Origin of the sequence: Sphingopyxis lindanitolerans (genome assembly GCF_002993885.1) — a bacterium.
In the GTDB taxonomy this organism is placed as follows: Bacteria; Pseudomonadota; Alphaproteobacteria; order Sphingomonadales; family Sphingomonadaceae; genus Sphingopyxis; species Sphingopyxis lindanitolerans.
Window position 1 is genome coordinate 2,981,342 of sequence record NZ_CM009578.1, and the last position, 25,172, is coordinate 3,006,513.

23 protein-coding genes are annotated in these 25,172 nt (G+C 66.6%); 18 read left to right on the forward strand and 5 right to left on the reverse strand.

Annotated elements, in window-relative coordinates:
* Positions 1–140 precede the first annotated feature (140 nt).
* The 12 genes from CVO77_RS14295 (at position 141) to ccoS (ending at position 12,618) form a co-directional block, all read left to right on the forward strand.
* A complete protein-coding gene (locus CVO77_RS14295; RefSeq protein WP_105999612.1) occupies positions 141–485 on the forward strand; it encodes a cupin domain-containing protein in 345 nt (114 codons plus the stop codon).
* 30 nt (positions 486–515) lie between these two features.
* Positions 516–2,768 carry a nitric-oxide reductase large subunit gene (locus CVO77_RS14300; RefSeq protein ID WP_105999613.1) on the forward strand — a complete coding sequence of 751 codons (2,253 nt, stop codon included), beginning with the start codon at positions 516–518 and terminating at the stop codon, positions 2,766–2,768.
* On the forward strand, positions 2,765–3,958 hold the full coding sequence (locus tag CVO77_RS14305) for an NnrS family protein (RefSeq protein WP_105999614.1): 1,194 nt from the start codon (positions 2,765–2,767) through the stop codon (positions 3,956–3,958). Before CVO77_RS14300 ends, CVO77_RS14305 begins: the two co-directional genes overlap by 4 nt.
* Before the next feature lie 65 nt (positions 3,959–4,023).
* On the forward strand, positions 4,024–4,713 hold the full coding sequence (locus CVO77_RS14310; RefSeq protein ID WP_106000851.1) for a Crp/Fnr family transcriptional regulator: 690 nt from the start codon (positions 4,024–4,026) through the stop codon (positions 4,711–4,713).
* A 157-nt stretch (positions 4,714–4,870) separates the two neighbouring features.
* On the forward strand, positions 4,871–6,529 hold the full coding sequence (gene ccoN, locus CVO77_RS14315) for a cytochrome-c oxidase, cbb3-type subunit I (protein WP_106000852.1): 1,659 nt from the start codon (positions 4,871–4,873) through the stop codon (positions 6,527–6,529).
* Positions 6,530–6,542: 13 nt separating this feature from the next.
* Positions 6,543–7,325 carry a cytochrome-c oxidase, cbb3-type subunit II gene (gene ccoO / locus CVO77_RS14320; protein WP_105999615.1) on the forward strand — a complete coding sequence of 261 codons (783 nt, stop codon included), beginning with the start codon at positions 6,543–6,545 and terminating at the stop codon, positions 7,323–7,325.
* Positions 7,322–7,480, forward strand: coding sequence for a cbb3-type cytochrome c oxidase subunit 3 (locus CVO77_RS14325; protein ID WP_105999616.1), 159 nt, complete (start codon positions 7,322–7,324; stop codon positions 7,478–7,480). The genes ccoO and CVO77_RS14325 overlap by 4 nt, the downstream gene beginning before the upstream one ends.
* Positions 7,473–8,411, forward strand: coding sequence for a cytochrome-c oxidase, cbb3-type subunit III (gene ccoP, locus CVO77_RS14330; RefSeq protein WP_105999617.1), 939 nt, complete (start codon positions 7,473–7,475; stop codon positions 8,409–8,411). The genes CVO77_RS14325 and ccoP overlap by 8 nt, the downstream gene beginning before the upstream one ends.
* A complete protein-coding gene (gene ccoG / locus CVO77_RS14335) occupies positions 8,398–9,855 on the forward strand; it encodes a cytochrome c oxidase accessory protein CcoG (RefSeq protein ID WP_105999618.1) in 1,458 nt (485 codons plus the stop codon). Before ccoP ends, ccoG begins: the two co-directional genes overlap by 14 nt.
* The gene (locus CVO77_RS14340) at positions 9,852–10,322 is read left to right on the forward strand and encodes a FixH family protein (RefSeq protein WP_105999619.1); all 471 of its coding nucleotides are present in this window, start codon (positions 9,852–9,854) and stop codon (positions 10,320–10,322) included. Before ccoG ends, CVO77_RS14340 begins: the two co-directional genes overlap by 4 nt.
* Positions 10,319–12,439: a copper-translocating P-type ATPase gene (locus tag CVO77_RS14345; RefSeq protein WP_105999620.1), complete on the forward strand. Its 2,121-nt coding sequence runs from the start codon at positions 10,319–10,321 to the stop codon at positions 12,437–12,439. The genes CVO77_RS14340 and CVO77_RS14345 overlap by 4 nt, the downstream gene beginning before the upstream one ends.
* Positions 12,436–12,618, forward strand: a complete 183-nt coding sequence (gene ccoS / locus CVO77_RS14350; RefSeq protein ID WP_105999621.1) for a cbb3-type cytochrome oxidase assembly protein CcoS — start codon at positions 12,436–12,438, stop codon at positions 12,616–12,618. The genes CVO77_RS14345 and ccoS overlap by 4 nt, the downstream gene beginning before the upstream one ends.
* Positions 12,619–12,637: 19 nt before the next feature.
* Here the strand turns inward: ccoS and CVO77_RS14355 are convergent, their stop codons facing one another.
* Together CVO77_RS14355 and CVO77_RS14360 are read right to left on the reverse strand one after the other, a co-directional pair.
* Positions 12,638–13,753, reverse strand: a complete 1,116-nt coding sequence (locus CVO77_RS14355; RefSeq protein ID WP_105999622.1) for a serine hydrolase domain-containing protein — start codon at positions 13,751–13,753, stop codon at positions 12,638–12,640.
* Positions 13,754–13,764: 11 nt separating this feature from the next.
* Positions 13,765–16,032 carry a TonB-dependent receptor gene (locus tag CVO77_RS14360; protein WP_158258074.1) on the reverse strand — a complete coding sequence of 756 codons (2,268 nt, stop codon included), beginning with the start codon at positions 16,030–16,032 and terminating at the stop codon, positions 13,765–13,767.
* Between the two features lie 141 nt (positions 16,033–16,173).
* On the opposite strand from CVO77_RS14360, the gene CVO77_RS14365 reads away from it, so the two are divergent.
* Positions 16,174–17,382 carry a TetR family transcriptional regulator gene (locus CVO77_RS14365; RefSeq protein ID WP_158258075.1) on the forward strand — a complete coding sequence of 403 codons (1,209 nt, stop codon included), beginning with the start codon at positions 16,174–16,176 and terminating at the stop codon, positions 17,380–17,382.
* Here CVO77_RS14365 and CVO77_RS14370 read toward each other — a convergent pair.
* The gene (locus CVO77_RS14370) at positions 17,379–18,296 is read right to left on the reverse strand and encodes a DMT family transporter (protein ID WP_105999625.1); all 918 of its coding nucleotides are present in this window, start codon (positions 18,294–18,296) and stop codon (positions 17,379–17,381) included. The genes CVO77_RS14365 and CVO77_RS14370 overlap by 4 nt on opposite strands.
* A gap of 223 nt (positions 18,297–18,519) precedes the next feature.
* Between CVO77_RS14370 and leuC the strand changes: the two genes are divergently transcribed.
* Positions 18,520–19,938 carry a 3-isopropylmalate dehydratase large subunit gene (gene leuC / locus CVO77_RS14375; protein WP_106000853.1) on the forward strand — a complete coding sequence of 473 codons (1,419 nt, stop codon included), beginning with the start codon at positions 18,520–18,522 and terminating at the stop codon, positions 19,936–19,938.
* Here the strand turns inward: leuC and leuD are convergent.
* Complete coding sequence (gene leuD / locus CVO77_RS14380; RefSeq protein ID WP_105999626.1) at positions 19,935–20,519, reverse strand: 3-isopropylmalate dehydratase small subunit; 585 nt, start codon at positions 20,517–20,519, stop codon at positions 19,935–19,937. The two genes, leuC and leuD, sit on opposite strands and share 4 nt — an antisense overlap.
* Before the next feature lie 126 nt (positions 20,520–20,645).
* On the opposite strand from leuD, the gene CVO77_RS14385 reads away from it, so the two are divergent.
* Positions 20,646–21,152, forward strand: coding sequence for a MarR family winged helix-turn-helix transcriptional regulator (locus tag CVO77_RS14385; protein WP_105999627.1), 507 nt, complete (start codon positions 20,646–20,648; stop codon positions 21,150–21,152).
* Positions 21,153–21,225: 73 nt separating this feature from the next.
* Entirely contained in the window at positions 21,226–21,801 is a 576-nt protein-coding gene (locus tag CVO77_RS14390) for an NADPH-dependent FMN reductase (protein WP_105999628.1), read from the forward strand.
* Here the strand turns inward: CVO77_RS14390 and CVO77_RS14395 are convergent.
* Entirely contained in the window at positions 21,798–22,232 is a 435-nt protein-coding gene (locus CVO77_RS14395) for a MarR family winged helix-turn-helix transcriptional regulator (RefSeq protein ID WP_105999629.1), read from the reverse strand. The genes CVO77_RS14390 and CVO77_RS14395 overlap by 4 nt on opposite strands.
* A gap of 146 nt (positions 22,233–22,378) precedes the next feature.
* On the opposite strand from CVO77_RS14395, the gene CVO77_RS14400 reads away from it, so the two are divergent.
* Together CVO77_RS14400 and CVO77_RS14405 are read left to right on the forward strand one after the other, a co-directional pair.
* Positions 22,379–24,013 (forward strand): long-chain-fatty-acid--CoA ligase, encoded by a 1,635-nt coding sequence (locus CVO77_RS14400; protein ID WP_105999630.1) that lies wholly within the window; start codon positions 22,379–22,381, stop codon positions 24,011–24,013.
* Between the two features lie 25 nt (positions 24,014–24,038).
* Positions 24,039–25,172, forward strand: a complete 1,134-nt coding sequence (locus tag CVO77_RS14405; protein WP_105999631.1) for an alpha/beta fold hydrolase domain-containing protein — start codon at positions 24,039–24,041, stop codon at positions 25,170–25,172.

Consider the following 25,172-nt stretch of genomic DNA (forward strand, 5'->3'; position numbering starts at 1 on the left):
CCGGAATGCGGCGAAATAATCGGAGCCGGGCCACTCGATATGCGACGCGCCCGCCATGACAAGCGCGATGGCGTCGCAAGGGCTCTTGGCCGGCGGCTCCGTGTCTTCCTCAGCCGCCGCCGGCCTCGGGAAAGCTGAGCATGGCGCTGCACCATTGCCAGTCGGGCGAAGTGGCGCACCTCGGCATGATCGACGATCCGGCGACCGCGACGGCGGCGCTGGCCCGGACCGCGGCTTTCGAGGCGATCCACCTCGTCGTGCGCGCCGGGCAATCGATCGCGCCGCATCGGGTCGCGGGATCGATGACGCTTTATTGCATCGCGGGGCATGTGCGGCTCGACAGCGGCGTTCCCGTCGAACTGCGGGCCGGCGACTGGCTGTTCCTCGAACCGGGGACGCCGCACGCGGTCGAAGCGATCGCGGACGCGGCGCTGCTGCTGACGATCTTGTTCGATGAAGGCGACGCCGGCCGGGCGACGCGCTGACACGGGTTTTGGAACGACGGGGGGCTTCAAGTGGGCGAATATCGCAAGCTTTGGTGGGCGTTGATCGCGGTCCTGACGGTGACCTTCGCCGTTCTCGGCATTTCGGGGGTCGAGGTTTATCGCAAGGCGCCGCCGATCCCGGCCGAGGTCGTTACCGCCTCGGGCCAGGTGCTGATGACGCACGACGACATCATGGCCGGGCAGGCGGCGTGGCAGAGCACCGGCGGGATGCAGCTCGGTTCGATCTGGGGGCACGGCGCCTATCAGGCGCCTGACTGGTCGGCCGACTGGCTGCACCGCGAATTGGTCGCCTGGCTGAGCCTTGCGGCCGCCGAAAGCTATGGCAAGGCGTTCGACGATCTCAGCGTCGAGCAAAAGGCGGCGCTCACCCATCGGCTGAAGCAGGAATATCGGGAAGGCGGCCTCGATGCCGCGACGGGCGTGGTCACCGTGTCGGATCGCCGCGCCCGCGCGATCGCGCTGACGGCCGCCCATTATGACCGGCTCTATGGCAGCGATCCGGCACTGCGCGAAATGCGCGACAATTATGCGATGAAGGAGGACACGCTGCCGAGCGCGCAGAAGCGGCAGAAGCTGACCAATTTCTTCTTCTGGACCGCGTGGGCCGCATCGGCGGAACGGCCGGGGACGGTCGCCACTTACACCAACAACTGGCCGCCCGAGCCGCTGATCGGCAACCAGCCGACGCCGGAGAATATCCTGTGGTCGCTCGCCTGCGTCGTCATCCTGATCGCGGGCGTCGGGTCGCTGATCTGGGGCTGGGCCTTCCTGCGCCGCCACGACGATACCCCGCTCGTCGCCGCGGACAAGGATCCGCTGACGCTCGCGGCGTTGACGCCGTCGCAGCGCGCGCTCGGCAAATATCTGTTCGTGGTGCTGGCGCTGTTCATCTTTCAAGTGTTCATCGGCGGCTTTACCGCGCATTACACCATTGAAGGACAAAGCTTTTACGGCGTCGATGTGTCGCAGTGGTTTCCCTATGCGCTGACTCGTACCTGGCATATTCAAAGCGCGGTGATGTGGATCGCGACGGCGTTCCTGGCCACCGGGCTGTTCCTGGGACCCGTCATCCACGGCGGCGATCCGAAGTATCAGAAACTGGGGGTCGATCTGTTGTTCTGGGCGCTGATCCTGGTCGTCGTAGGGTCGTTCGTCGGCAATTATCTGTCGATCGCGCAGGTGATGCCCGACGGGCTCGGCTTCTGGCTGGGGCATCAGGGCTATGAATTCCTCGACCTGGGCCGCGTCTGGCAGATCGCGTTGTTCGGCGGGCTGCTGTTCTGGCTGGTGCTGATGCTGCGCTGCATGATGCCGGCGCTCCGCCGCGAGGATGGCGGCGACAAGAATCTGCTCGCGCTACTCACCCTCTCCACCGTCGCCATCGGCCTCTTCTATGGCTCGGGTCTCTTCTATGGCGAGCGCACCCACATCACGATCATGGAATATTGGCGCTGGTGGGTCGTCCATCTGTGGGTCGAGGGCATATTCGAGGTGTTCGCCACCGCCGCCATTGCCTTTATTTTCGCGTCGATGGGATTGGTGTCGAAGCGGATCGCGACCGCGGCCAGCCTCGCTTCGGCCTCGCTGTTCATGGTCGGCGGCGTGCCGGGCACCTTCCACCATCTTTATTTCTCGGGGACGACGACGCCGGTCATGGCGGTCGGCGCGGCGTTCAGCGCACTCGAAGTCGTGCCGCTGATCGTGCTCGGCTATGAAGCATGGGAACATTGGAGCCTGCGCGATCGGGCGCCATGGATGCGTCCGCTGCGCTGGCCCTTGCTGTGCTTCGTCGCGGTTGCCTTTTGGAACATGCTCGGCGCCGGGGTCTTCGGCTTCATGATCAACACGCCGGTCGCGCTCTTTTATCTCCAGGGGCTCAACACCACCGCGGTCCATGCCCATGCGGCGCTGTTCGGGGTCTATGGTTTCCTTGCCCTTGGTTTCACCCTGCTGGTGCTGCGCTATATCCGGCCCGAGATCGCGTTCAACGAGCGGCTGATGCGCCTCGGCTTCTGGGGGCTCAACGCCGGATTGGTGCTGATGATCTTCACCAGCCTGCTGCCGGTCGGGCTGTTCCAGTTCGAGGCGAGCGTGACCACCGGCATGTGGTACGCACGCAGCGATGCGTTCCTGCAACAGGACTTCCTCGAAACGTTGCGCTGGATCCGCACCTTTGGCGACGTCGTGTTCATCGTCGGTGCGGTCGCGGTCGCGTGGCAGGTCGTGATCCTGGGCCTGTGGCGCAAGGGGGCGAAGGCATGACCATGATGGCGCCCGCGCCTGCGGGAGTCGACGACGGCTCCCCGCTTTGGCTGCGCGGCGGGTATCGCCTGCTGTTCGGGGCCGGGGCGCTGTGGGCGGCGCTCGTCGTCGCCCTGTGGGTCGGCGCGTTCGGCGGGCGCTGGACGTTGCCGACCGCGACGGCGCCGCTCGCCTGGCATCAGCACGAGATGCTGTTCGGCTATCTCGGCGCGGTGATCGGCGGGTTCGTCAGCGCCGCTATGCCCAATTGGACCGGGCGCCCGACGGTGACGGGGTGGCGCGTCGCCGCGGTCGTCGCCCTGTGGCTGGCGGCGCGGCTGGCGATCCTTTTTTCGGCGACCGTGCCGCCGCTCGTCGGCGCGGCGCTCGACATCCTCTATCTGCTTCTGCTCCTCGCCTATGCGGCGCACGAGATTTTCGTCTCGGGCAACCGCAACAAGCCGATCCTGATCGTGCTTTTCCTGTTCGCGGTCGCCTGCGCGCTCGACCATGCCGCGATGATGGGGGCGATCGCCGATCCGATGCTCGGGATGCGGATGGGCCTGGCGATGATCCTGTTGCTGATCTCGCTGATCGGCGGCCGCATCATCCCGGCCTTCACCCGCAACTGGCTGATGCGGCAGGGGCGCGGCGACGACCTGCCGACCTTGCCGAACCGTTTCGACCTGGCGGTGATCGGCGCCACGGCGCTGGCGCTTGCCGCATGGATCGTCGGCCCCGCGAGCCCGGTCGCGGCGGGGCTGCTGATCGGCGCGGGCGCCCTTCACGCGGTCCGCCTCGCGCGCTGGGCCGGTTTGAAGGCGCTGCGCGATCCGCTCGTCTTCGTCCTCCACCTGTCCTACGCTTGGTTGCCCGCGGGGTTGATCCTGCTTGGGTGCGCGATGCTGCATCCGCTGCTTCCGGTGTCGAGCGCGATCCACGCACTCGGTGCGGGCGCGATGGGGGCGATGACGCTGGCGGTGATGACGCGCGCGACGCGGGGGCATAGCGGGCGGCCGCTCGAGGCCGACCGTGCGACCGTCCTGATCTATATATTGGTCCATCTCGGCGCGTTGCTGCGCGTGATCGCGCCGTTGCTGCCGTTCGACTATCTGCTGGTCATCGCGGTCGCGGGTGGGCTTTGGGCGGCGGCCTTCCTGCTGTTCCTGCTCGTCTATGTCCCGATGGCGGTGCGACCGGCGCCGGCATGATCGCCGCGGCCGCCGCCCGCCCATCGTCTCTTCCCAGCGTCGCCGCGCTCGACTATGGCGGAGAGGTGACCGATTGTGCAACCTGCGTCGTCCGCAACCGGGCGATCTGCGCAAGCCTCGATGCCGACGAGTTGGCGCTGCTCGGCAAGCTGGGCCGCCGTCACCGCCTGCGGGCGGGGCATAGCTTGCTGTGGGAGGGCGATGACGCGCCGCTGGTCGCCAATGTTATGGACGGCGTGCTGAAGCTGGCCGTCGCGGCCGCCGATGGCCGCGAGCAGATCGTCGGCATCGTCTTTCCGTCCGATTTCATCGGCCGGCCGTTCGGCAAGGAAAGCCCTTACAGCGCCACGGCCATCACCGATGTCGAGGTCTGCGTCTTCCATCGCGCCAGCTTCGACGATTTCACGAGCGCGCACCCCGATTTGCAGCACAAGCTGCTGCGCCGCACGCTCGACGAACTCGACCGCGCGCGGCACTGGATGATGCTGCTCGGCCGCAAATCGGCCGAGGAAAAGGTCGCGTCCTTCCTGCTCGAAATGTCCGAACGCTTGTCGGGGCAGGCCTGCGACGCCGACGCGCAGCGCGGCTTCGAGCTGCCGTTCGGCCGCCAGCAGATCGCCGACATATTGGGGCTGACGATCGAGACGACGAGCCGTCAGCTCACCCGGATGCGCGCCAACGGCCTGGTCGACCTGCCGTCGCGCCGCGAAATCGTGATCAACGACCGTGCGGCGATGGAGGCGATCGCGGGCTGACCGTCTTTAGCCATTGTTCCCGCACCTGGGACAATTGGTCCCATTGACGCACTGCAACATTTTTCGTTGATCCAAGTCAATGTTCGGGGCCGCTCGCGCGGCCATGGACGGTCAGATATGCGCGCGATGTCGCTGCGCCGAACGGGGATTCGCGATGTTGGACGAACTGGTTTTCAAGGCGGGCGGCTGGCTGGGGCTTGGCCTGCTGGCGCTGGTTTTCGCGGCGTTGGCGGTCGATACGCCCTTTGCCGTGCATATGGTCATCCTCGCGATCGTCTGCCTGGTCATGCTGTGGACCTGCCTCTCGCGCGCCGATTATGCGGGGATGGCGCGCGGGCTGCTCAAAATGCCGCCCGACGAGGGCGCCTATGACGATGATCCGGTGCGCTGGGGCGTCATCGCCACCATCGCCTGGGGCGTCGCGGGGCTCGCGGCCGGTCTCTTCATCGCGTTGCAGCTCGCCTATCCGGTGCTCAACCTAGGGATCGAATATACCAGCTTCGGGCGGCTGCGCCCGCTGCACACCTCGGGTGTCGTCTTTGCCTTTGGCGGCAATGCGCTGATCGCGACGAGCTTTTATGTCGTGCAGCGCACCTGCCGCGCGCGGCTCGCCTTTCCGGGCGCCGCGCGTTTCGTCTTCTGGGGCTATCAGCTTTTCCTGGTGCTCGCCGCCACCGGCTATCTGATGGGCGTCACCGAGGCGCGCGAATATGCCGAGCCCGAATGGTATGTCGACCTGTGGCTGACGATCGTCTGGGTCGTCTATTTCGTCGTCTTCGTCGGCACGATCGTCAAACGCCGCGAACCGCATATCTATGTCGCCAACTGGTTCTATCTCAGTTTCATCGTCACCATCGCGATGCTCCACATCGTCAACAATCTGTCGATCCCGGCGACGATCTTTGGATCGAAAAGCTATTCGGCCTTTGCCGGGGTGCAGGATGCGCTGACCCAATGGTGGTATGGGCATAATGCGGTCGCTTTCTTCCTGACCGTGCCTTTCCTCGCGATGATGTATTATTTCGTTCCCAAGCAGGCGGAACGCCCGATCTACAGCTATCGCCTGTCGATCCTGCACTTCTGGTCGCTGATCTTCCTCTATATCTGGGCGGGGCCGCACCATCTTCATTATACCGCGCTGCCCGACTGGGCGCAGACGCTGGGCATGGTCTTTTCGATCGTCCTGTGGATGCCGAGTTGGGGCGGCATGATCAACGGGCTGATGACGCTGAACGGCGCGTGGGACAAGATCCGCACCGACCCGATCATCCGCATGATGGTCGTCGCGCTCGCTTTCTATGGCATGGCGACCTTCGAGGGGCCGATGCTGTCGGTGAAGGCGTTCAACAGCCTCAGCCATTATACCGAATGGACGATCGCGCACGTCCACGCCGGGGCGCTCGGCTGGAACGGCATGATCACCTTTGCCGCGATCTATTACCTCGTCCCGCGCCTGTGGGGGCGCCCGCGGCTCTATTCGCTGCGCATGGTCAACTGGCATTTCTGGCTCGCGACGCTCGGCATCGTCTTTTACGCCGCGTCGATGTGGGTCGCGGGGATCATGCAGGGGCTGATGTGGCGCGAATATGGCGCCGACGGCTATCTCGTCTACAGCTTCGTCGAAAGCGTCGCCGCGATGCACCCGATGTATGTGATCCGCGCCGTGGGCGGGGCGATGTATCTCGCGGGCTTCCTGCTGCTCGTCTTCAACGTCTGGGCGACGCTCGCGGGCAAGGTCCGCGTCGAAAAGCCGATGACCGAAACCCGTCACAACGCCGCCGCGGACCGCCCGCTGGCGCCCGTTCCCGCCGAATAAGGAGCCTTTGGCCATGGCGACCCAACCCGCCGAAAAGCGCTTCAGCCACAAGAAGCTCGAACGCAATGTCACCCTGCTCGGCTTTTTCTCGCTGATCGCCGTCGCGATCGGCGGCATCGTCGAGATCGCGCCCCTGTTCTGGATCGACAATACGATCGAGAAGGTCGACGGGATGCGCCCCTATACGCCGCTCGAACTGGCGGGGCGCAACATCTATATCCGCGAGGGCTGTTACACTTGCCACAGCCAGATGATCCGTCCGTTCCGCGACGAGGTCGAACGCTATGGCCATTACAGCCTGGCGGCGGAAAGCATGTACGACCACCCCTTTCAATGGGGATCGAAGCGCACCGGGCCTGATCTTGCGCGCGTCGGCGGCCGCTATTCGGACGAATGGCACAAGGCGCATCTGATCGACCCGCGCAGCGTCGTCCCCGAATCGATCATGCCCGGCTATGCCTTCCTCGCCGACCGCGACCTGGGCGCGACCGACATGGGCCGCGACCTGACCGCGCTCTACCGCGTCGGCGTTCCCTATACGAAGACGGACATCGCCAAGGCGAACGACGACATCCGCGCGCAGGCCGACCCCGACGCGGGCGCCGGCGACCTCGTCAAACGCTATCCAAAGGCGCAGGTGCGCGATTTCGACGGCGATCCGACGCGGGTGACCGAGATGGACGCGCTGATCGCCTATCTCCAGATGCTCGGCACGCTGGTCGATGTCGAAAAGGCGGGGCCGCAGGAACAGGCGCACGCGCCCACCCCCGTTGCCGCTTCGGGAGCGGGGCAATGAGCTATGACGAGATCCGGCATTTCGCCGACAGTTGGGGCCTGATCGTCATGGTGGCGATGTTCCTGCTCTTCGTCGCCTGGCCGTTTCGCAAGGGCGCCCGCCGTCACCATGACGAAGCCGCAAACATGATCTTCAAGGACGACGAGCATGGCTGATCACAAGCGCATCGACGAAGTGACGGGGACAGCCACGTCGGGTCACGAGTGGGACGGCATCGAGGAACTCGATACGCCGATGCCGCGCTGGTGGCTGTGGTCGCTCTATGCCAGCATCGTCTGGGCGATCGTCTATGTCATCCTCTATCCCGCCTGGCCGATGATCCATGGCGCGACCGAGGGCGTGCTCGGCTGGACCAGCCGCGGCCAGCTCGAAGCGGAGATGCAGGCCGATGCGAAGCGCCGTGCGCCGGTGGTCAGCGCGATCGGCGCGACCGCGATCGCCGACCTGCCCGCGAAGCCCGAACTGATGCAGGCGGCGGTGCAGGGCGGGGCCGCGGCCTTTCGCGTCCATTGTGTCCAGTGCCACGGTGCGGGCGGCGCGGGGGTGCCCAAGCTCTATCCCAGCCTGACCGACGACGACTGGCTGTGGGGCGGCGACCTGCCGACGATCGAATATACGATCACCCATGGTATCCGAAACCCCGACCATGACGCCACGCGCACCAGCCAGATGCCCGCCTTCGGACGCGACGGCATTCTCGACGCGCGCCAGATCGCCGACGTCGTCAGCTTCGTCCGCGCGATCAGCCATCAGGAAAAGCCGAGCGCGTCGTCGATACGCGGTGCGGCGGTGTTCGAGGCAAATTGCGCGGTGTGCCATGGCCCCGCCGGCGAGGGAGGACGCGCGGTCGGCGCGCCGAAGCTGGCCGACGCCATCTGGCTTTATGGCGGCGACCGCGCCAGCATCACCGCGACGGTGACCCAGCCGCGCAATGGCGTGATGCCGCGCTGGAACAGCCGCCTCGACCCGGTGACGATCAAGATGCTCGCCGCCTATGTCTATTCGCTCGGCGGCGGTGAAAAGGCGCCGGTTGAGGCGGTTCCGGCCGCCGAAGGCGAAGGGCAGGGGACCAATGGCCAGGACTGATCATCCCGGCGAACCCCCCGCCTCGCTCTATGAAGCGCGCAAGGGCGTCTACCCGAAGAAGGTGGACGGCCCTTTCCGGCGTTTCAAATGGGCGATCATGGCGGTCACGCTGGCGATCTATTACGGAACGCCGTGGATTCGCTGGGATCGCGGTCCGCATGCGCCCGACCAGGCGGTGCTCATCGACCTTGCGAACCGGCGCTTCTACATGTTCCAGATCGAGATCTGGCCGCACGAATTCTATTATGTCGCGGGCCTGCTCATCATGGCGGGGATCGGGCTGTTCCTCGTCACCAGCGCGGTCGGGCGCGCCTGGTGCGGCTATGCCTGTCCGCAGACGGTGTGGACCGACCTGTTCCAGCATGTCGACCGGCTGGTCGATGGCGACCGCAACGCGCAGATTCGCCTCGCCAACGGGCGGTGGACCGCCGAAAAGATCGGCAAGCGTGCGCTCAAATATGCCATCTATCTGACCATCGCTTTCTGGACCGGCGGCGCGTGGATCATGTATTTCGCCGATGCGCCGACGCTGACGCAGGATTTCTGGTCGGGGCAGGCGGCGCCTGTCGCCTATGTCACGGTGGCGGTGCTGACCGCGACCACCTTTGTCCTCGGCGGCTTCCTGCGCGAACAAGTGTGCATCTATATGTGCCCCTGGCCGCGCATCCAGACTGCGATGATGGACGAAAAATCGCTGCTCGTGACCTATAAGGACTGGCGCGGCGAGCCGCGCGGCAGCGTCAAGACGGCCGAAAAGAACCCCGGCGCCTTTGGCGATTGCGTCGACTGCAACCAGTGCGTCGCGGTCTGTCCGACCGGCATCGACATCCGCGAAGGGCCGCAGATCGGCTGCATCACCTGCGCGCTGTGCATCGACGCCTGCGACAGCGTGATGGCGCAGGTCGGTCGGCCGCGCGGGCTGATCGATTATTGCACGCTCGACGATGCGGAGACCGAAAAGGCGGGCGGCGTCGCGCCGCCGATCCGCAAGACGCTGTTCCGGCCGCGCACCCTGATCTATTCTGGTCTGTGGGGCGCGATCGGGCTGGCGATGCTGTTCACTCTCGGCCAGCGGACCCGGCTCGACCTTGCCGTCCAGCACGAACGCAGCCCGCTCTATGTCCAGCTTTCCGATGGCGCGATCCGCAACAATTACACGCTGAAACTGCGCAATATGGAATTGCGGCCGCGCCCGGTCGAAATCGTCGTCAGCGGCCTGCCCGGCGCCCGCCTGTGGATCGACGGCGGCTCGCGCGAAACGGCGCGGCAAAGCCTGCGCATGCCGCTCGCGCCCGACAGCGTGACGAGCGCGCGGTTGTTCGTCGTTGCCCCAGGCGCGGGGCCGGTGCGGCAGGATTTCACCATCACGGTCCGCGCGCTCGACGACGAGCCGCATCGCGACAGCGAAACGATCCAGTTCGACCGGCCGGGGACACAGCCATGACCGACAAGCACGAGCGCAAACCCTTTACCGGGCGCCATGCGGCGATGATCCTGATCGCCTTTTTCGGCGTCGTCATCAGCGTCAACATCGTGATGGCGAGCTTTGCGCTGTCGACCTTTGGCGGCACGGTCGTCGACAACAGCTATGTCGCGAGCCAGCATTATAACGAATGGCTCGCGCGCGCCGATGCACAGGACCGGCTCGGCTGGGACAAAAGGGTCGAGGTCGACGAGAGTCGCCACGTCCGGCTGATCGTCCGCAAGGACGGCGCGCCGGTCGAGGGGCTGCGCACCGTCGCGACGCTCCGCCACCCGCTCGGCCGGGCGCCCGCGCGCGCGATGCGCTTTGTGCCCGCGGCCGACGGCGGGCTGCGGTCGGTCGAGGCGCTGCCCGCCGGGCGCTGGCAGATCGACCTGGCGGTCCATCGCGGCGCCGACGAGGCGCGCTACCGGATCGACCTGAAATGACCGAGGTCGCCGCCCCGCTCGTCGAACGCGATTTCGCGGTGCCCGACATCCGCTGCGCGGGCTGTATCGCCAAGCTGGAGCAGGGGCTGGTGCGCGACCGGCGGATCGCGGCGGCGCGGGTGAATTTCACCGAAAAGCGCGTGCATATCTCCTGCGCCCCCGACGCCGAGACGCCCGAACTGATCGGCGCTTTCCTGTTGCTCGGGTTCGAGGCGCATCCGATCGGCGACGGCGCGGCCGAGGTCGATCGCGGCGCGTCCGACAGCCGAACGCTGCTGCGCGCGGTCGCGGTCTCGGGCTTTGCGATGATGAACATCATGCTGCTGTCGGTGTCGGTGTGGTCGGGGGCGAGCGGTGCGACGCGCGACCTGTTCCACTGGCTGTCGGCGGCGATCGCGCTGCCGACCGTCGCCTACGCCGGACGCAGCTTCTTTCGCTCGGCGTGGCGCGCGGTGCGCCACGGGCGGACCAACATGGACGTGCCGATCAGCATCGGGGTATTGATCGCGACCGCGCTCAGCCTCTATGAAACCGCGACGCACGGCCCGCACGCCTATTTCGACGGCGTCGTGATGCTGCTCTTCTTCCTGCTCTGCGGCCGCTGGCTCGACAGCGTGATGCGCGACCGCGCGCGCGGCGGGGTGACCGCGCTGCTTCGCAACATGGGCACCGGCGCGATGGTCGTCGGCGCCGACGAGCAAAGCCGCTGGATCGACGCCGACGCGATCGAGCCCGGCATGGTGATGCTGGTTGCGGCGGGCGAGCGGTTGGCGGCGGACGGGGTGCTCGTCGGCGGCGCCAGCCGGATCGACCTGTCGCTGCTGACCGGCGAAAGCGCGCCGCAGGCGGTGGGCTTCGGCGACCCGGTCCACGCCGGGACGCTGAATATCGAGGCGCCGATCCGCGTCCGGGTGACCGCGGCGGGCGCCGACACCGCGATCGCCGACATCGCGCGGCTGATGGGCGAGGCGGCGCAGGGCAAGTCGCGCTATGTCCGCATCGCCGACCGCGCGGCGCGCTATTATGCGCCCGCGGTCCACACGCTGGCTTTGCTCGCCTTCGCCGGATGGATGATCGCCGGCGCGGGCTGGCACCACAGCCTGCTGATCGCGGTCGCGGTGCTGATCATCACCTGCCCGTGCGCGCTGGGCCTTGCGGTGCCGGCGGCGCAGATCGTCGCGGCGGGCAGTTTGATGCGCGTCGGGGTGCTGGTGAAGGACGGGTCGGCGCTCGAACGGCTGGCCGAGGTCGACCTTGCGATGATCGACAAGACGGGAACGCTGACCCTGGGACGCCCGGTCGCGACCAATCTGGCGGAGGCGGACGCGGCCACGCGCGCGCTGCTGCTCGCGCTGGCGCGCGCCAGCCGCCATCCGCTCAGCGAAGCGCTGACCCGCGACCTGACGGCGGCGGGCGTGACGCCGGTCGCGATCGAGGCGATCGGTGAGACCCCCGGATTTGGGGTCGAGGCCTTGTGGGACGGCCGCAGGGTGACGCTGGGGCGGCCCGTGCAGACCCTCGCCGACAGCGCGCTGGCGACCGAACTCGCGATCGACGGGGTCGCGGCGATCACCGTGTGCTTCGCCGACGCGCTGCGCCCCGACGCCGCCGAAACGATCGCGGCGCTCAAGCGCGCGGGCGTCGCGCCGACCATCCTGTCGGGCGACCGCGCCACCGCCGTCGCCCCGGTGGCGCGCGCCCTCGGCCTGACGGCGCAGACCGGCATGAGCCCGCAGGACAAGCTCGCCGCCATCGCGCGGCAGGCGGCGATGGGGCACAAGGTGCTGATGATCGGCGACGGGCTCAACGATGGCCCGGCGCTCGCCGCGGGGCATGCCTCGATGGCGCCGGGATCGGCAAGCGACGCGGGCAAGAATGCCGCCGACTGCATCTTCCTTGGCGACCGACTGATGCCGGTGGTGCTGGCGATCCGCGTCGCGCGGCGGACGCAGGCGATCGTGCGGCAGAATTTCGCGATCGCGATCGGCTATAATATCGTCGCGGTGCCGCTGGCGTTCATGGGTTATGTGACGCCGCTGGTCGCCGCCATCGCCATGTCGGGATCGTCGCTGATCGTCGTCGGCAACGCGCTGCGGCTGAAAGGCGCGGCGCGGTGAACGGGCTGCTCGTCCTGATCCCGGTGGCGCTGACCCTCGGCCTCATCGGTCTCGCCGCTTTCTTCTGGTCGCTGCGCCGGGGCCAGTTCGACGATCTCGACGGCGCTGCGCTGCGCATCTTCGTCGAGGAGGAGGAAGAGGCGGAAGAGCAGGGCCATGGCGGCGCGGCAGGGGGCTGACCCTGGCTGATGCCGCGCGTCACATGGCGGAATAGACCGCCTCGATCAGCGCGAGATTGCGCGGATCGCCGCGCAGCAGCGTGCCCATGCGGTTCATCGTATAGCTCATCGCAAGGTCGGCCGTGGGATCGGCAAAGGCGAAGGAGCCGCCCCAGCCCGAATGGCCGAACGCCGCCTCGTTGGGGCCATAGATGCCGTCGGCATTGAGCAGGAAGCCCGCCGCCCAGCGCGCGTCCACGCCCAGCACGCGATCGACGCCTTCGATACGCGGCGCCGTCGCCGCGGCGCGCGCGCGGGCGCTCACCTGGCCGCCCGCGAAGCGTGCATAGAGCTGCGCGAGCGCGGCGGCGTTCGAATGGCCGTTCGCCGATACAAGATCGGCCGCGCGCCATGCGGGGGTGTTGGCGAGCAGCGGATCGAGCGGCGGATTCGCGAGCGCGGCGATCTGCGGCGCCGTAAGCTGGCCGATGTTGGCCGAGCTGAGTTCGGCGGGCGCGATGATTTCGGCGCGGCGGCGATCCTCGGCGGGGTCGAGGCCGATCGCGATGTCGAGGCCGAGCCCGCCGGCGATCTCTTCCTCGACGAACAGCTTGAGCGAGCGGCCTTCGATACGCCGGAAAAGCTCGGTGGCGAGAATGCCGATGCTGATCGCGTGATAGCCCGATCCGGCCCCCGGCTCCCACAAGGGCGCCTGCGCCGCGAGCCGGTCGGCCGCCGCGGACCCCGCGAGCAGGTCGGCGACGCTCGCTGCCGCTGCAAAGCCGCTGAGGCCTGCCTGATGCGAAAGCAGCATCGCGATCGTCACGCCGCCCTTGCCCTCTGCCGCGAAGGCGGGCCAATGGTCGGCGACGAGATCGTCATAGGCCATGAGGCCCCGGTCGGCGAGGATCGCGAAGCAGATCGCCCCGACGCCCTTGGTCGTCGACCAGAGATTGACGACCGTATCCGCCTCCCACGGGCGCGTGCGCGCGGCATCGCGCCAGCCGCCCTGAAGGTCGATCACCACCCGGTCGCCGACGATCAGGCAAAGCGCCGCGCCGACATCGCCGCGCTCGGTGAAATTCTGTTCGAAGGCCTTGCGGACGGCGGCGAAGCGTTCGTCGCAACGGCCGGAAATCGGCAGGTTCGCGGGCATTTTCTCTTTCCTCAATAGCGGAAGCTGAGTTCGACGCCATAGGTGCGCGGCGCGTTGTAGTTGCGGTTGACGATGCCGAGCGAAGCGAGGTCCACGCCCGACACGACATAGCGTTCCCTGGTGAGGTTGCGGCCCCACAGCGCGACTTCCCATCCGTCCTTCTCGCCCGCGACCGACAGGCGCGCGTTGAACAGCCAATAGGATTTCGAGGCGATGAGCGGGTCGTTCGACGCTTCCTTGAACGCCGCCGACGCATAGCGGGTATCGCCCTGGATCGCGGCGCGCAGGCCGGGCGTCAGCTCGAATTCATAGCGCGCCTTGCCCGCAAAGGAGGTCGCCGGAGCGTTGGGAAGGCGATTGCCGGCCGGGATCACGCCCGCGGCGGTGGCGAACGACGACAGGTGCGTGTCGAGAAGCCCGAGGCCGCCCGACAGGGACAGGCCCTGGATGGGGCGGAGGATGAGGTCGATGTCGGCCCCGAACACGCGCGCGCTGTCGACATTGCCGACCTTCTGGACCGACAGGCCGGTCGCCGGGTCGATGAAGCGGACGAAGGTCTGCGGATCCTTATAGTCGTAATAGAAGCCCGAGATATTGAGGGTGACCGCGCGGCCGAATTCGCTCTTCACGCCGACTTCATAGGCGGTGATGGTTTCGGGTCGATAGGGCAGGAGCTGGCTGGCGTTGTTGGTGAAGCCGCTGAAGAAACCGCCGCTCTTTCGGCCGCGCGACACCGACGCGAAAAGGAGCAGACCGTCGCGCGGGCGGACGTTGAGGCCGATTCGGCCGGTGACATTGCTGTCGCGGATCGTGTCGTCGATGAAGGTATCGTCGACCCCGACCAGCGGGGAGGCGGTGATGAAGCTGGTGCCGCCTTCATAATGGCGCCGTTCGCGCGTGAAACGAACGCCGGTGATCAGGTCGACCTTGTCGGCAAGATGCCAGGTCGCGTCGGCATAGAGCGCCGCCGAGCGCGTGACCTGGTCATAATTGGTCTTGCCCGATCCGCTTGCGGCGCCGAGGAAAAGGAGCGGCCAGGCATCGCTATGGTTGCTGTTGTCGCCAAGCACCCGATCCCACGAATAGAAAGCGCCGCCGACGACATCGACCAGGTCGTTGCGATAGCCGATCCGAAGTTCCTGCGTGAACTGCCGGACATCCTCATTCTCGACATAATCGAACTGCTGGAGGGGCGTAGCGTCGACGTCGATATGATAGAGGCGCGAGAAATCGATATAGCCGGTGATCGAGGTGATATCGACCGCGCCGGCGCTGTAGCGGATCTTGCCGGTCAGGCTGAACTGGTCGACATGATAGGGAAAGCGGCCGGTCCAATCGCCCTGATAGGGACTGTCGTGGGTATTTTGATAGCCATAGGCATCGACGCAGCTTCCATTGTCGAGGCGGCCCTGAAGCACCGGGGCGCAGGGGACGAAGGGCGTTCCCTTGCCATAGGTGCCGTTGAACTGCGGAACGCCCATCTCCGACCGTGAACGCTCGCCCTCTGCCTTGAGCAGGATGTCGAGCCCGTCGGCGGGCTGGAGCGCGAGCTGGACGCGGCCGAGCCAGATGTCGCGCGTCCCGATATCGCGGCGACCGGGGGTTCCGTCCGCGAGCAGGGTGCTGGTCCAATAGCCGCGCCCTTGCTGGATCGTCTTGCCGCCGAGGCGGAGCTGGGCGCGATCCGACAGCGGGATGTTGAGCATCGCCTCGGCGTCGAACGTATCGAAATTACCATATCCGGCCTTGGCGAAGGCGGCGAAGCTGTCACCCGGCGTCGCCGACACGATGTTCACCGCGCCCGCCGTCGTGTTGCGTCCGTAAAGCGTGCCCTGCGGCCCCTTGAGGACTTCGATGCGGCCGAGGTCGAAGAAATTGCCGCTCATCAGGCCGGGCGAGGCGAGGGGGATTTCGTCGATGTAGATCCCCGCGGCGGGGCTCGAAACGGTGCTGAAATCGTCGAGGCCGATCCCGCGAATGGTGACGGTCGGCAGCGCGCCGGGGACGGTCTCCTTGATATCGACGTTGGGAAGCTGCGCCGCCAGATCCTTGATTTCGGCGATGCGCGCGGTGCGGATGCTCTCGGCGGACAGCGCCTGGATCGTCGCGCCGACATCCTGAAGCCGTTCCTCGCGCTTCATCGCGGTGACGACGATGTCGCCTTCGTTCGCCGTTTCGCCGCCGGCCGCTTGCGCGCGCGCCCCCGGACTGGCCGCGACCATCGCCAGCGCGACCGCGGCGGAGGAGGTTTGCGCGATACGCGCGCCGATGGGCTTCATCCTGTCTCTCCCTCTCAACATTCTTTGACGTTTATGATTCTGACACTATAGTATGTCGCGACATACCGACTTGTCAATCACGTTGCGAACGGGCAGGCAGAACCGATGGCGGACACGGAAATAGCGAAGGAGAGCAGGCCCTTGCACAGCGCCGCGCGCGCCGCGCGCCGCGCGTTGCTGCTCGACGAGGCGGCGCACGAGTTTCGCCGCAACGGCGTCGCGGGGGCCGATCTCGTCCGGATCGCGCGGAGTGTCGGCCTGACCCGGTCGAGCCTCTATAATTATTGCTCGGACCGCACCGACCTTGCGCGGCAATGCTATCTCCACCTGCTCGACCCGCTCGATCAGGATCTCGGCCGTGCCGCCGACGGGGGAGGGAGCGGCCTCGACGCCGTGCTCGCCTTCCTCGCCGCCGCGCGCGACCGCGACCACACGCACGCGATCATCGCCGCGGAACTGGAGACGTTGCCCGACGCAGGGCGCCGTGAAATCTCCGCGCGCCAGCACGCGGCCTTCGAAAGGCTGGCAGCGCTCATCGCGCGCGGGATCGGCGACGGATCGGTCCGGTCCTGCGACCCCGGCATCGCGGCCCGCACCATCTGGGGGATGATCGCATGGGCGCCGCTCGGCGACATCTGGGCGCGGCGGGCCGAGCGCGATGACCCCGGCCGCCTATCGGTCGAATTGCCCGCGATCGTCGAAAGCGGCGTCGGCACTGGCCGCGCCCCCGAAACCATCGAAGCGGCCGCGATCGAAGCCTGGTCGGCGCTCGCGCCGCCGCCGCCCGCCGACCGTGCGGGCGAGATCGTGACCAGCGCTTCCGCCCTGTTCAATGCCCGCGGGGTCGAAGGCGTATCGCTCGACGATGTCGCCGCCGGCCTCGGCGCGACCAAGGGGCTCGTCTATCATCATTTCAGCAGCAAGGCCGACCTCGTCGCGGCCTGCCTCGAGCGGGCGTTCGCGCTTTATGGACGGCTTCTCGACCGCGCCGAAGACCATATAACGGGCGTCGAGCGGTCGCGCGCGGGGCTGGCGCTCAACGTTCAGGCGCAGCTCGATCCGCTGGGTCCGATGTCGCTCACCGCGGCCGCGTATCACAAGCTGGGCGCCGACCAGCAGCGTCGCTTCAGCGCGATGACCGGCGCGCTCCTTGACCGCTCGATCGCGATGATGAAGCTCGGAAACGCCGACGGCACGTTGCGGCCGTTCGAGGCCGAGCCCACCGCGCTTGCCTCGGCCGGCACCTTCAATTTCGTCGCCCGCTGGCTTCCGCGCGGCCGCGCCCTATCGCCCCGCTTCGTCGCTTTCGAGGTTTCCAACCTGTTCCTGCACGGGCTGCGCGCGGGCTAGGGTCCGTGGGTGGCGACGAGCGCCAGGATCACGCCGACGACAACGAGGAACAGGCCCGCCGCCTCCTGCCAGCGAACGGGCTCGCGCAGATAGAAATGCGCGAAGCCGATGGTGAAGACGACCTCGATTTGCCCGACGACGCGCACGAGCGCGGCGGGAGCGGCGGCGAAGCCGGTATACCAGCATGCCGAGCCGAGCGCCGAAAGCAGGCCGACCTGGCTCGACGAGCGCCACGTTCGCGCGACCGCGCGCAAAGTGTCGCGGTCGCGGGCGACGATCCACGCCAGATGGAGCACACTTTGCATCGCCATCACGACGACGAGGGTGACGAGCGCCGACGCGATGATATCGACGCCGGGCAATTCGGCGGTCGCGAACTTGATCGCGATCGCCGCCGAGGCGAACATCGAGCCCGCCCCCAGGCCGTGGAGCGCCGCGGGCTGCCCGAGGGATGCGAAGATCTGGCGCGCGGTGATCCCGCGGCCGGTCAGCGCGAGCGTCAGGACGCCCGCGACGCCGACGACGATTCCCGCCCAGGCGAGCAGCGGCAGGCGCTCGCCGAAAAGCAAGGCGGTCACCAGCGCCGTCTGGATCGCCTCGGTCTTGGAAAAGGCGGTTCCAACCACGAAGCCGCGATGCCCGAAAGCCACGATCAGCAGGATGGTTCCCGCCATCTGCGTGACCGCGCCGATCAGTGCGAAGCCCAGAAAGGCGGGGCTGAGCGTCGGCACTATGATCTGCTGCATCGACAGCCAGATGGCGGCGAACAGCGCGGCAAAGGGCAGACCATAGAGATAACGCACGAGCCCGGCGCCGCTGACGCTGAGCTCGGCGCGCAGCCGCTGCTGGAGCGCGGTGCGCCACGCCTGGAACAGTCCTCCGAACAACGAGGCCGGAAGCCAGATCGGGTTCATGCCGCGGGTCTCGCGCCGCGCGCCGTCGCGATCGGCCTTTTCGTTCGTCGTGAAATCATGCGTCTCCCCTCGCGTCGCTTGCCTCGATCGCCATGTTCGGCGTATATAATTAGTATTCTAAGTAATTGGAGGTCGGGGCGCAACGGTGCAAATGCAATCGGGAAACGGAAAGCGCGGCAGGGAGGCGCGGGATGATGCGGCGGGCGTGCAGGCGGCGCGCGCGATGCCTTCGCCTGGCCCCCGCACCCTCTATGACAAGCTGTGGGATGCGCATGCTGTCGCCGAGGACGATGGCGAGACCTTGCTCTATGTCGACCTGCACCTGCTCCACGAAGTGACCTCTCCGCAGGCCTTCGCGGGGCTGGCGGCGGCGGGCCGAACGGTGCGGCGTCCCGAGCGCGCCTTGGCGCTGTCGGATCATAATGTCCCGACGATGGGGCAGGCGGCGGGGCCGGCCGGGGTCGCCGACGCCGCGGCGCGGGCGCAACTCGAAGCCCTCGTCGACAACACGCGCCGTTTCGGGATCGAGAATTTTCCGATGGGCGATCCGCGCGGCGGCATCGTCCATGTCGTCGGCCCCGAACAGGGGCGCTCGCAGCCGGGGATGACGATCGTCTGCGGCGACAGCCACACCTCGACCCACGGCGCCTTCGGTGCGCTCGCCTTTGGAATCGGCACGTCGGAGGTCGAGCATGTGCTCGCGACGCAGACGATCCGCCAACGCAAGTCGCGCAACATGCGGATCTGCGTCGAGGGGCGTCTCGCGCCGCATGTCCATGCCAAGGATCTGGCGCTGCACCTGCTCGGGCTGGTCGGGGTCGACGGGGCGACGGGCCATGTCATCGAATATGCGGGGGCCGCGGTTCGTGCGCTGTCGATGGAAGGCCGGATGACGCTCTGCAATCTCAGCATCGAGATGGGCGCGCGGGCCGGGCTGGTCGCGCCCGACGCGACGACCTTCGCCTATCTTGAAGGGCGCGGCGCGGCGCCGGGGGGCGAGGCGTGGACCGCGGCGCTGGCGCGCTGGCGGACGCTGCCCAGCGACGCGGAGGCCGTTTTTGAGCGCGAGCTACGGATCGATGCCGCCGATGTGGCGCCGATGGTGAGTTGGGGAACGAACCCGTCGCAGGTGATCGGCATCGACGGACGGATTCCCGATCCCGCTGGCTTGCCGAGTGCCGATGCGCGCGATGCTGCGGCGCGGGCGCTTGCTTATATGGCGCTGTTGCCGGGACAGAAGATTGCGGGGACGCGGCTCGACCGGGTCTTCATCGGCAGTTGCACCAACAGCCGGATCGAGGATCTGCGCATCGTCGCCGACATCGTGCGTGGACGCCGCGTCGCGCCGCATGTTCGGGCGATGGTCGTGCCGGGGTCGGGGCTGGTGAAGCGCGCGGCCGAGGCGGAGGGGATCGACGCCGTGCTGCGCGCGGCGGGCTTCGACTGGCGCGAGCCGGGCTGTTCGATGTGCGTCGGCATGAACCCCGATCGGCTGCACCCCGGCGAGCGCTGTGCCGCGACCTCGAATCGCAATTTCGAGAACCGCCAGGGGCGCGGCGGGCGCACCCATTTGATGAGCCCGGCGCTCGCCGCGGCGAGCGCGATCGCGGGAGGAATCGCGGACCCGGCGAGCCTCGATTAGGTGATGTTCTCGAACCGCGTGATTGTGGCTTCGCGCCGCATCGTCCGCGCAATGTCGTCGAGCCCCTCGATCAGCGTCCGCCGGTCGTGCGGATCGACGTCGAACGCGATGCTTTCCCCCGAAGCGAGCGTGATCCGCTGTGCGACAAGATCGACAGTCAGCGGCGCAAATTGCGCGAGCGCAATTTCCTCGCGCAGCCGTTCGCAAACCTCGGCGGGCAACCGGATCAGCAGCAGTCCGTTCTTGCGCGCATTGTTCGAGAAGATGTCGCCAAAGCTCGGCGCGATGACGCAGCGGATGCCGAAATCGGTGAGCGCCCACACCGCATGCTCGCGCGACGACCCGCAACCGAAATTGCGATCGGCGATCAGGATTTGCGCGGCGCGGCACGCGGCGCCGTTCAGGACGAAATCCTCGCGCGCGCTGCCGTCCGACGCATAGCGAAGCTCCTGGAACAGGTGCCTGCCAAGGCCGCTGCGCGACAGCGCCTTCATGAAATGCGCCGGAATGATCATGTCGGTATCGACATTGGCGAGCGGCAGCGGCGCGGCCACCGCGGTCAGCCGAGTGAATTTTTCCACATCTCTCTTTCTTTATCTTAGCATTCTAAGTATATTCGAGATGCGCTTTTGTCCAACGATATCGAAGCGCCGAAGCTATTGCGACGCGAATCATAGGGCCTTAGAGTCAGGCAAAGGGGACGATCTTTGGCAAAGAAGAACGAGACTTTCCGATATCCGGCGGAATATTATACCAACCCGGAAAACAGCCTCGGCTATCTCGCGCGCATCGTCTTTCGGTCCTTTTCGCGCCTGCTCGAGCGCAGCACGCTGACCCACGACGTATCGGCGGGGCAATGGCGCTTCCTGCGCCAGCTCTGGCGCGAGGATGGCATCACCCAGCGCGAACTCAGCGAGCGCGTGGGCATGCGCGAGCCGACGACGGTGGTGGCGCTCAAGGGGCTTGAAAAGGCCGGCTTCATCACGCGCAAGAAGACGGCGGAGGACCGGCGCAAGACTTTCATCCACCTGACGCCGCACGCGCGGAAACTCGAACTGGTCCTCGCCCCGATGAATGCCGAAGTCCACAAGGTCGCGACCCGCGGCATGACCGACGAGGAGGTCGAGACGCTGCGGGTACTGATGCGGCGCGTCATCGAAAATCTGGCCGACGAAACCGCCAAGCTTTCGACGTTGTCGGACATCAAGGCCTGATCGCCGCGTCAAGACGGTTGCGGCTCCGTCCCGAAATAGGTTAGTATACTAATTATCTTGTCGGGAGGGAAATTTGACCAATATTGCGGTTGTCGTGGGAAGCACGCGCGAAGGGTCGTTCAACCGGATGCTCGGTAAGCTCGCTATCCGGGCGCTGGAGGCCAAGGGCGCCATTGTCGCCGATGTCGATCTTTCGGATTTCGATCTGCCGCTCTATTCGGCGGCGCGCGAGGCCGAGGCTTTCCCCGCCGACGCCGAGCGGCTGAAGCGGCTTTTCGCGGCGCAGGACGGTCTGCTGTTCGTCTCGCCCGAATATAATGGCTCGGTATCGCCGTTGCTCAAGAATGCGATCGACTGGGCCTCGCGCCCGACCGGCGACGAATCGCTCGTCGCATTGAGCGCCTATCGCGGGAAAGCGAGCGCGGTCATGGCGGCGTCGATCGGCCCGTTCGGCGGGCTGCGCGGCCTGATGCACCTGCGCCAGATTCTGTCGACGATCCAGACGCTCGTCATTCCCGAACAAGTGCTGGTGCCGAACGCGCACGCCGCGTTCGACGCCGACGGCAATCTTGTCGAAGCCTTGCCCGCGACGCTGGTCGAGATGACCGCGGCACGGCTCGTCGCGGTGGCGAAGGCCCTCGCCGTCTAGGCTTTGCGCTCGATATTGTCGCCCCAGTCGGCCTCGAGCGTGGCGAGCAGGGCATCGAATCGCTCGTGGCCCAGCCGTTCGGCGAGCTGATCGGACAGCGCGTCCATCGCATGCTGGGCATCCTGCCGCATCCGCGCGCCGGTGGTGGTCAGCGACACGATCATGTGCCGCCGGTCGCCGGGGTCGGGGGCAAGTTCGACCATGCCGAGCCGGACCATCTGGTTGATCGTGCTGTGGATCGCCTGGCGCGATACGCCGAGGTTGCGGGCGATGTCCGACGGACGCACGATGCCGCTGACGATATTGGTCATGACCATCGATTGCGGCCGGCTGACATCGGGCCAGCCGCGGTCGTGGAGCCGCGACTGAAGGCCTTCGTCGAGCCAGCAGAAGCGCTGGAACAGAGCGATGATAAGCTGATTGGTGCGCATGCGACGCTGACGATAATCCCTGGTGCCGACGGGCGCCGACCGGGTCACGCTAGAAGAGCGGGCGGCGCGAGGCAAGGCGGAGCGGCGTTGCCAAAGTAAAATGCTTAGTATACTATCTTTATGGATAAGAGGGAGAGACGCTCCGCATGGACGGGTTGATGCAGAATGTGCCGTTGACGGTCGATCGGATCATCGACCATGCAGCCGCGTGGCATGGCGCGCGCGACGTGGTGTCGCGCGATGCCGAAGGGCGGGTCAGCCGGTCGACCTATGCCGACATCCACGCCGACGCGAAGCGGGTGTCGAACGCACTGGCGGCCGCGGGGATGAAGGCCGGGGACCGCGTCGCGACGATGGGCTGGAACAGCGCGCGCCACCTGGCCGCATGGTATGGCGCGGCGGGAATGGGGGTCGTGCTCCACACACTCAATCCGCGGCTGTTCCTCGAACAGATCGCCTATATCGCCAATCATGCCGGTGACCGGCTGCTGATCGCCGATCCGGCGACCGCCGATCTGGTCGAGCAATTGCTGCCGCAAGTGCCGTCGATCGAGACGGTGATCTTCTTTTGCGATCGCGGCTCGCTGCCCGCGACGTCGTTCGATGCGATCGCGTTCGACGATTGGATCGCCGACCAGCCGACCGACCATGACTGGGGCGGCTTCGACGAAAATTCCGCCTGCGGCCTTTGCTATACCAGCGGGACGACGGGCAATCCAAAGGGCGTGCTCTATTCGCACCGCTCCAACTATATCCACGCGCTGATGACGTTGCAGCGCGACGCGCTGGGGCTGTCGGCGCGCGATACGGTGCTGCTCGTCGTGCCGATGTATCACGCCAACGCCTGGGGCGTCGTCTATTCGGCGCCTGCGGTCGGCGCCAAGCTCGTCCTGCCGGGCCAGCGGCTGGACGGCGAATCCATCTATAATCTGATCGAGGAGGAAGGCGTCACTTACTCGGCCGCCGTGCCGACCGTGTGGCAGATGCTGCTCACCTATATGCAGGAAAACGGCAAGCGCTTCACGACGCTGGAACGGGTTACGATCGGCGGCGCGGCGTGCCCCGAATCGCTGGTCCGCACCTTCCGCGACGATTATGGCGTCGATGTCATCCAGGGCTGGGGAATGACCGAAACTTCGCCGCTGGGGACCGTCGCGGTGCCCAATGCGGCGGTCGCGGCGATGCCCGCCGACGCGCAAATGGGGTATAAGCTGAAGCAGGGCCGGTTGCTCTGCGGGCTCGAGATGAAGCTGGTCGACGATGACGGCCAGCGCCTGCCCCATGACGGCAAGACCCCCGGGCGGCTGATGATCAAAGGGCCGACGATCGCGCGCGGCTATTATGGCGGCGACGGCGGCGATGTCCTCGACGCCGAGGGGTTTTTCGACACCGGCGACGTCAGCACGATCGACGCGCAGGGCTATATGCAGATCACCGACCGCGCCAAGGACGTCATCAAATCGGGCGGCGAATGGATCAGTTCGATCGAGATCGAGAATATCGCGATGGGGCATGACGCGGTCGCCAACGCGGCCGTCGTCGGCATCGCGCATCCCAAATGGGACGAGCGCCCGATCCTGCTTTGCCAGCTCAAGGACGGAGCGAGCGCGTCGGCCGACGACCTCAAATCCTATCTCGACGGCAAGATCGCGCGCTGGTGGATGCCCGACGACGTTCTGTTCGTCGACAGCATCCCGCTCGGCTCCACGGGCAAGATCGACAAGAAGGCGATCCGCGCCGGGCTGGAGGGCTATAAATTGCCCTTTGAAGTGACCCGCTGAACCAGACAGACAATCAGGAGAGACGATGATGGTGGACCCGAACGGGATCGAAGGATTGGACGCGCAAGTCATCGGGCGCGTGTCGCCGACCGCGCCGCGCATCCAGGCGGGCGGGCATCCATGCCAGGGCATTTACTGGACCGAAAGCGGCAAGCGTCCGAAGGTCGCAATCATCGCGACCCATTATAATGTCGACTTTTCCGAACATTATATCGCGCCCTATTTCGCGCGTCAGGGCTTTGGCTTCCTCGGCTGGAACACGCGCTATCGCGGGGTCGAGGACCAGTTCCTGCTCGAACATGCGGTGCTCGACATCGGCGTCGGCATGAAGTGGCTGAAAGAAGAGGCCGGGGTCGAACAGATCGTCATCCTCGGCAATTCGGGCGGCGGATCGTTGATGGGCGCTTATCAGGCCGAAGCGATCGCGCCGACCCTGACCGACCGGCTGCCTGCGGTGGGGCAGGATGCGCTTGCCCGCCTCGTGAAGGGCGACCTTTATATCAGCTTCAACGCGCATCAGGGGCGCCCCGAAGTGCTGACCGACTGGATGGATGCGTCGGTGATCGACGAGAATGATCCGGTGGCAACCGACCCCGAACTCGACCCGTTCAACCCCGACAACGGCCCGCCCTATTCGGCCGCCTTCATCGAAAAATACCGCACCGCGCAGCGCGCCCGCAACCAGCGGATCACCGACTGGGCGAAGGCCGAGCTGGCGCGTCTGAACGCCGCGGGCATCCCCGACCGCATCTTTCCGATGTTCCGCTGCTGGGGCGACATCCGCTGCGTCGATCCGGCGATCGACCCGTCGGATCGCAAGCCCAACTGGTGCTATCGCGGCGACCCGGCGATGGCGAACCGCACGCCGAGCATCGGTCGCGCCAACACGATCAAGACGTGGCTCAATATGTGGAGCCTCGAAACCTCGCCCTGCCAGGGCCAGCCGCACCTTGCCAAGCACGACACCCCGGCGCTGGTCGTGCAGGGGATGGCCGACACCGGCGTCTTTCCCAGCGACGCGCGCAAGATTTTCGACTTTCTGGGCAGCCAGGACAAAAGGATCGAATTGATCCCCGGCGCCCATTATTTCGAGGATTCGCTGGCCGAGCGGCAGCAGGCCGCCGACCTGGTCGGTGCCTGGATCCGGGAGAAGCTGTGA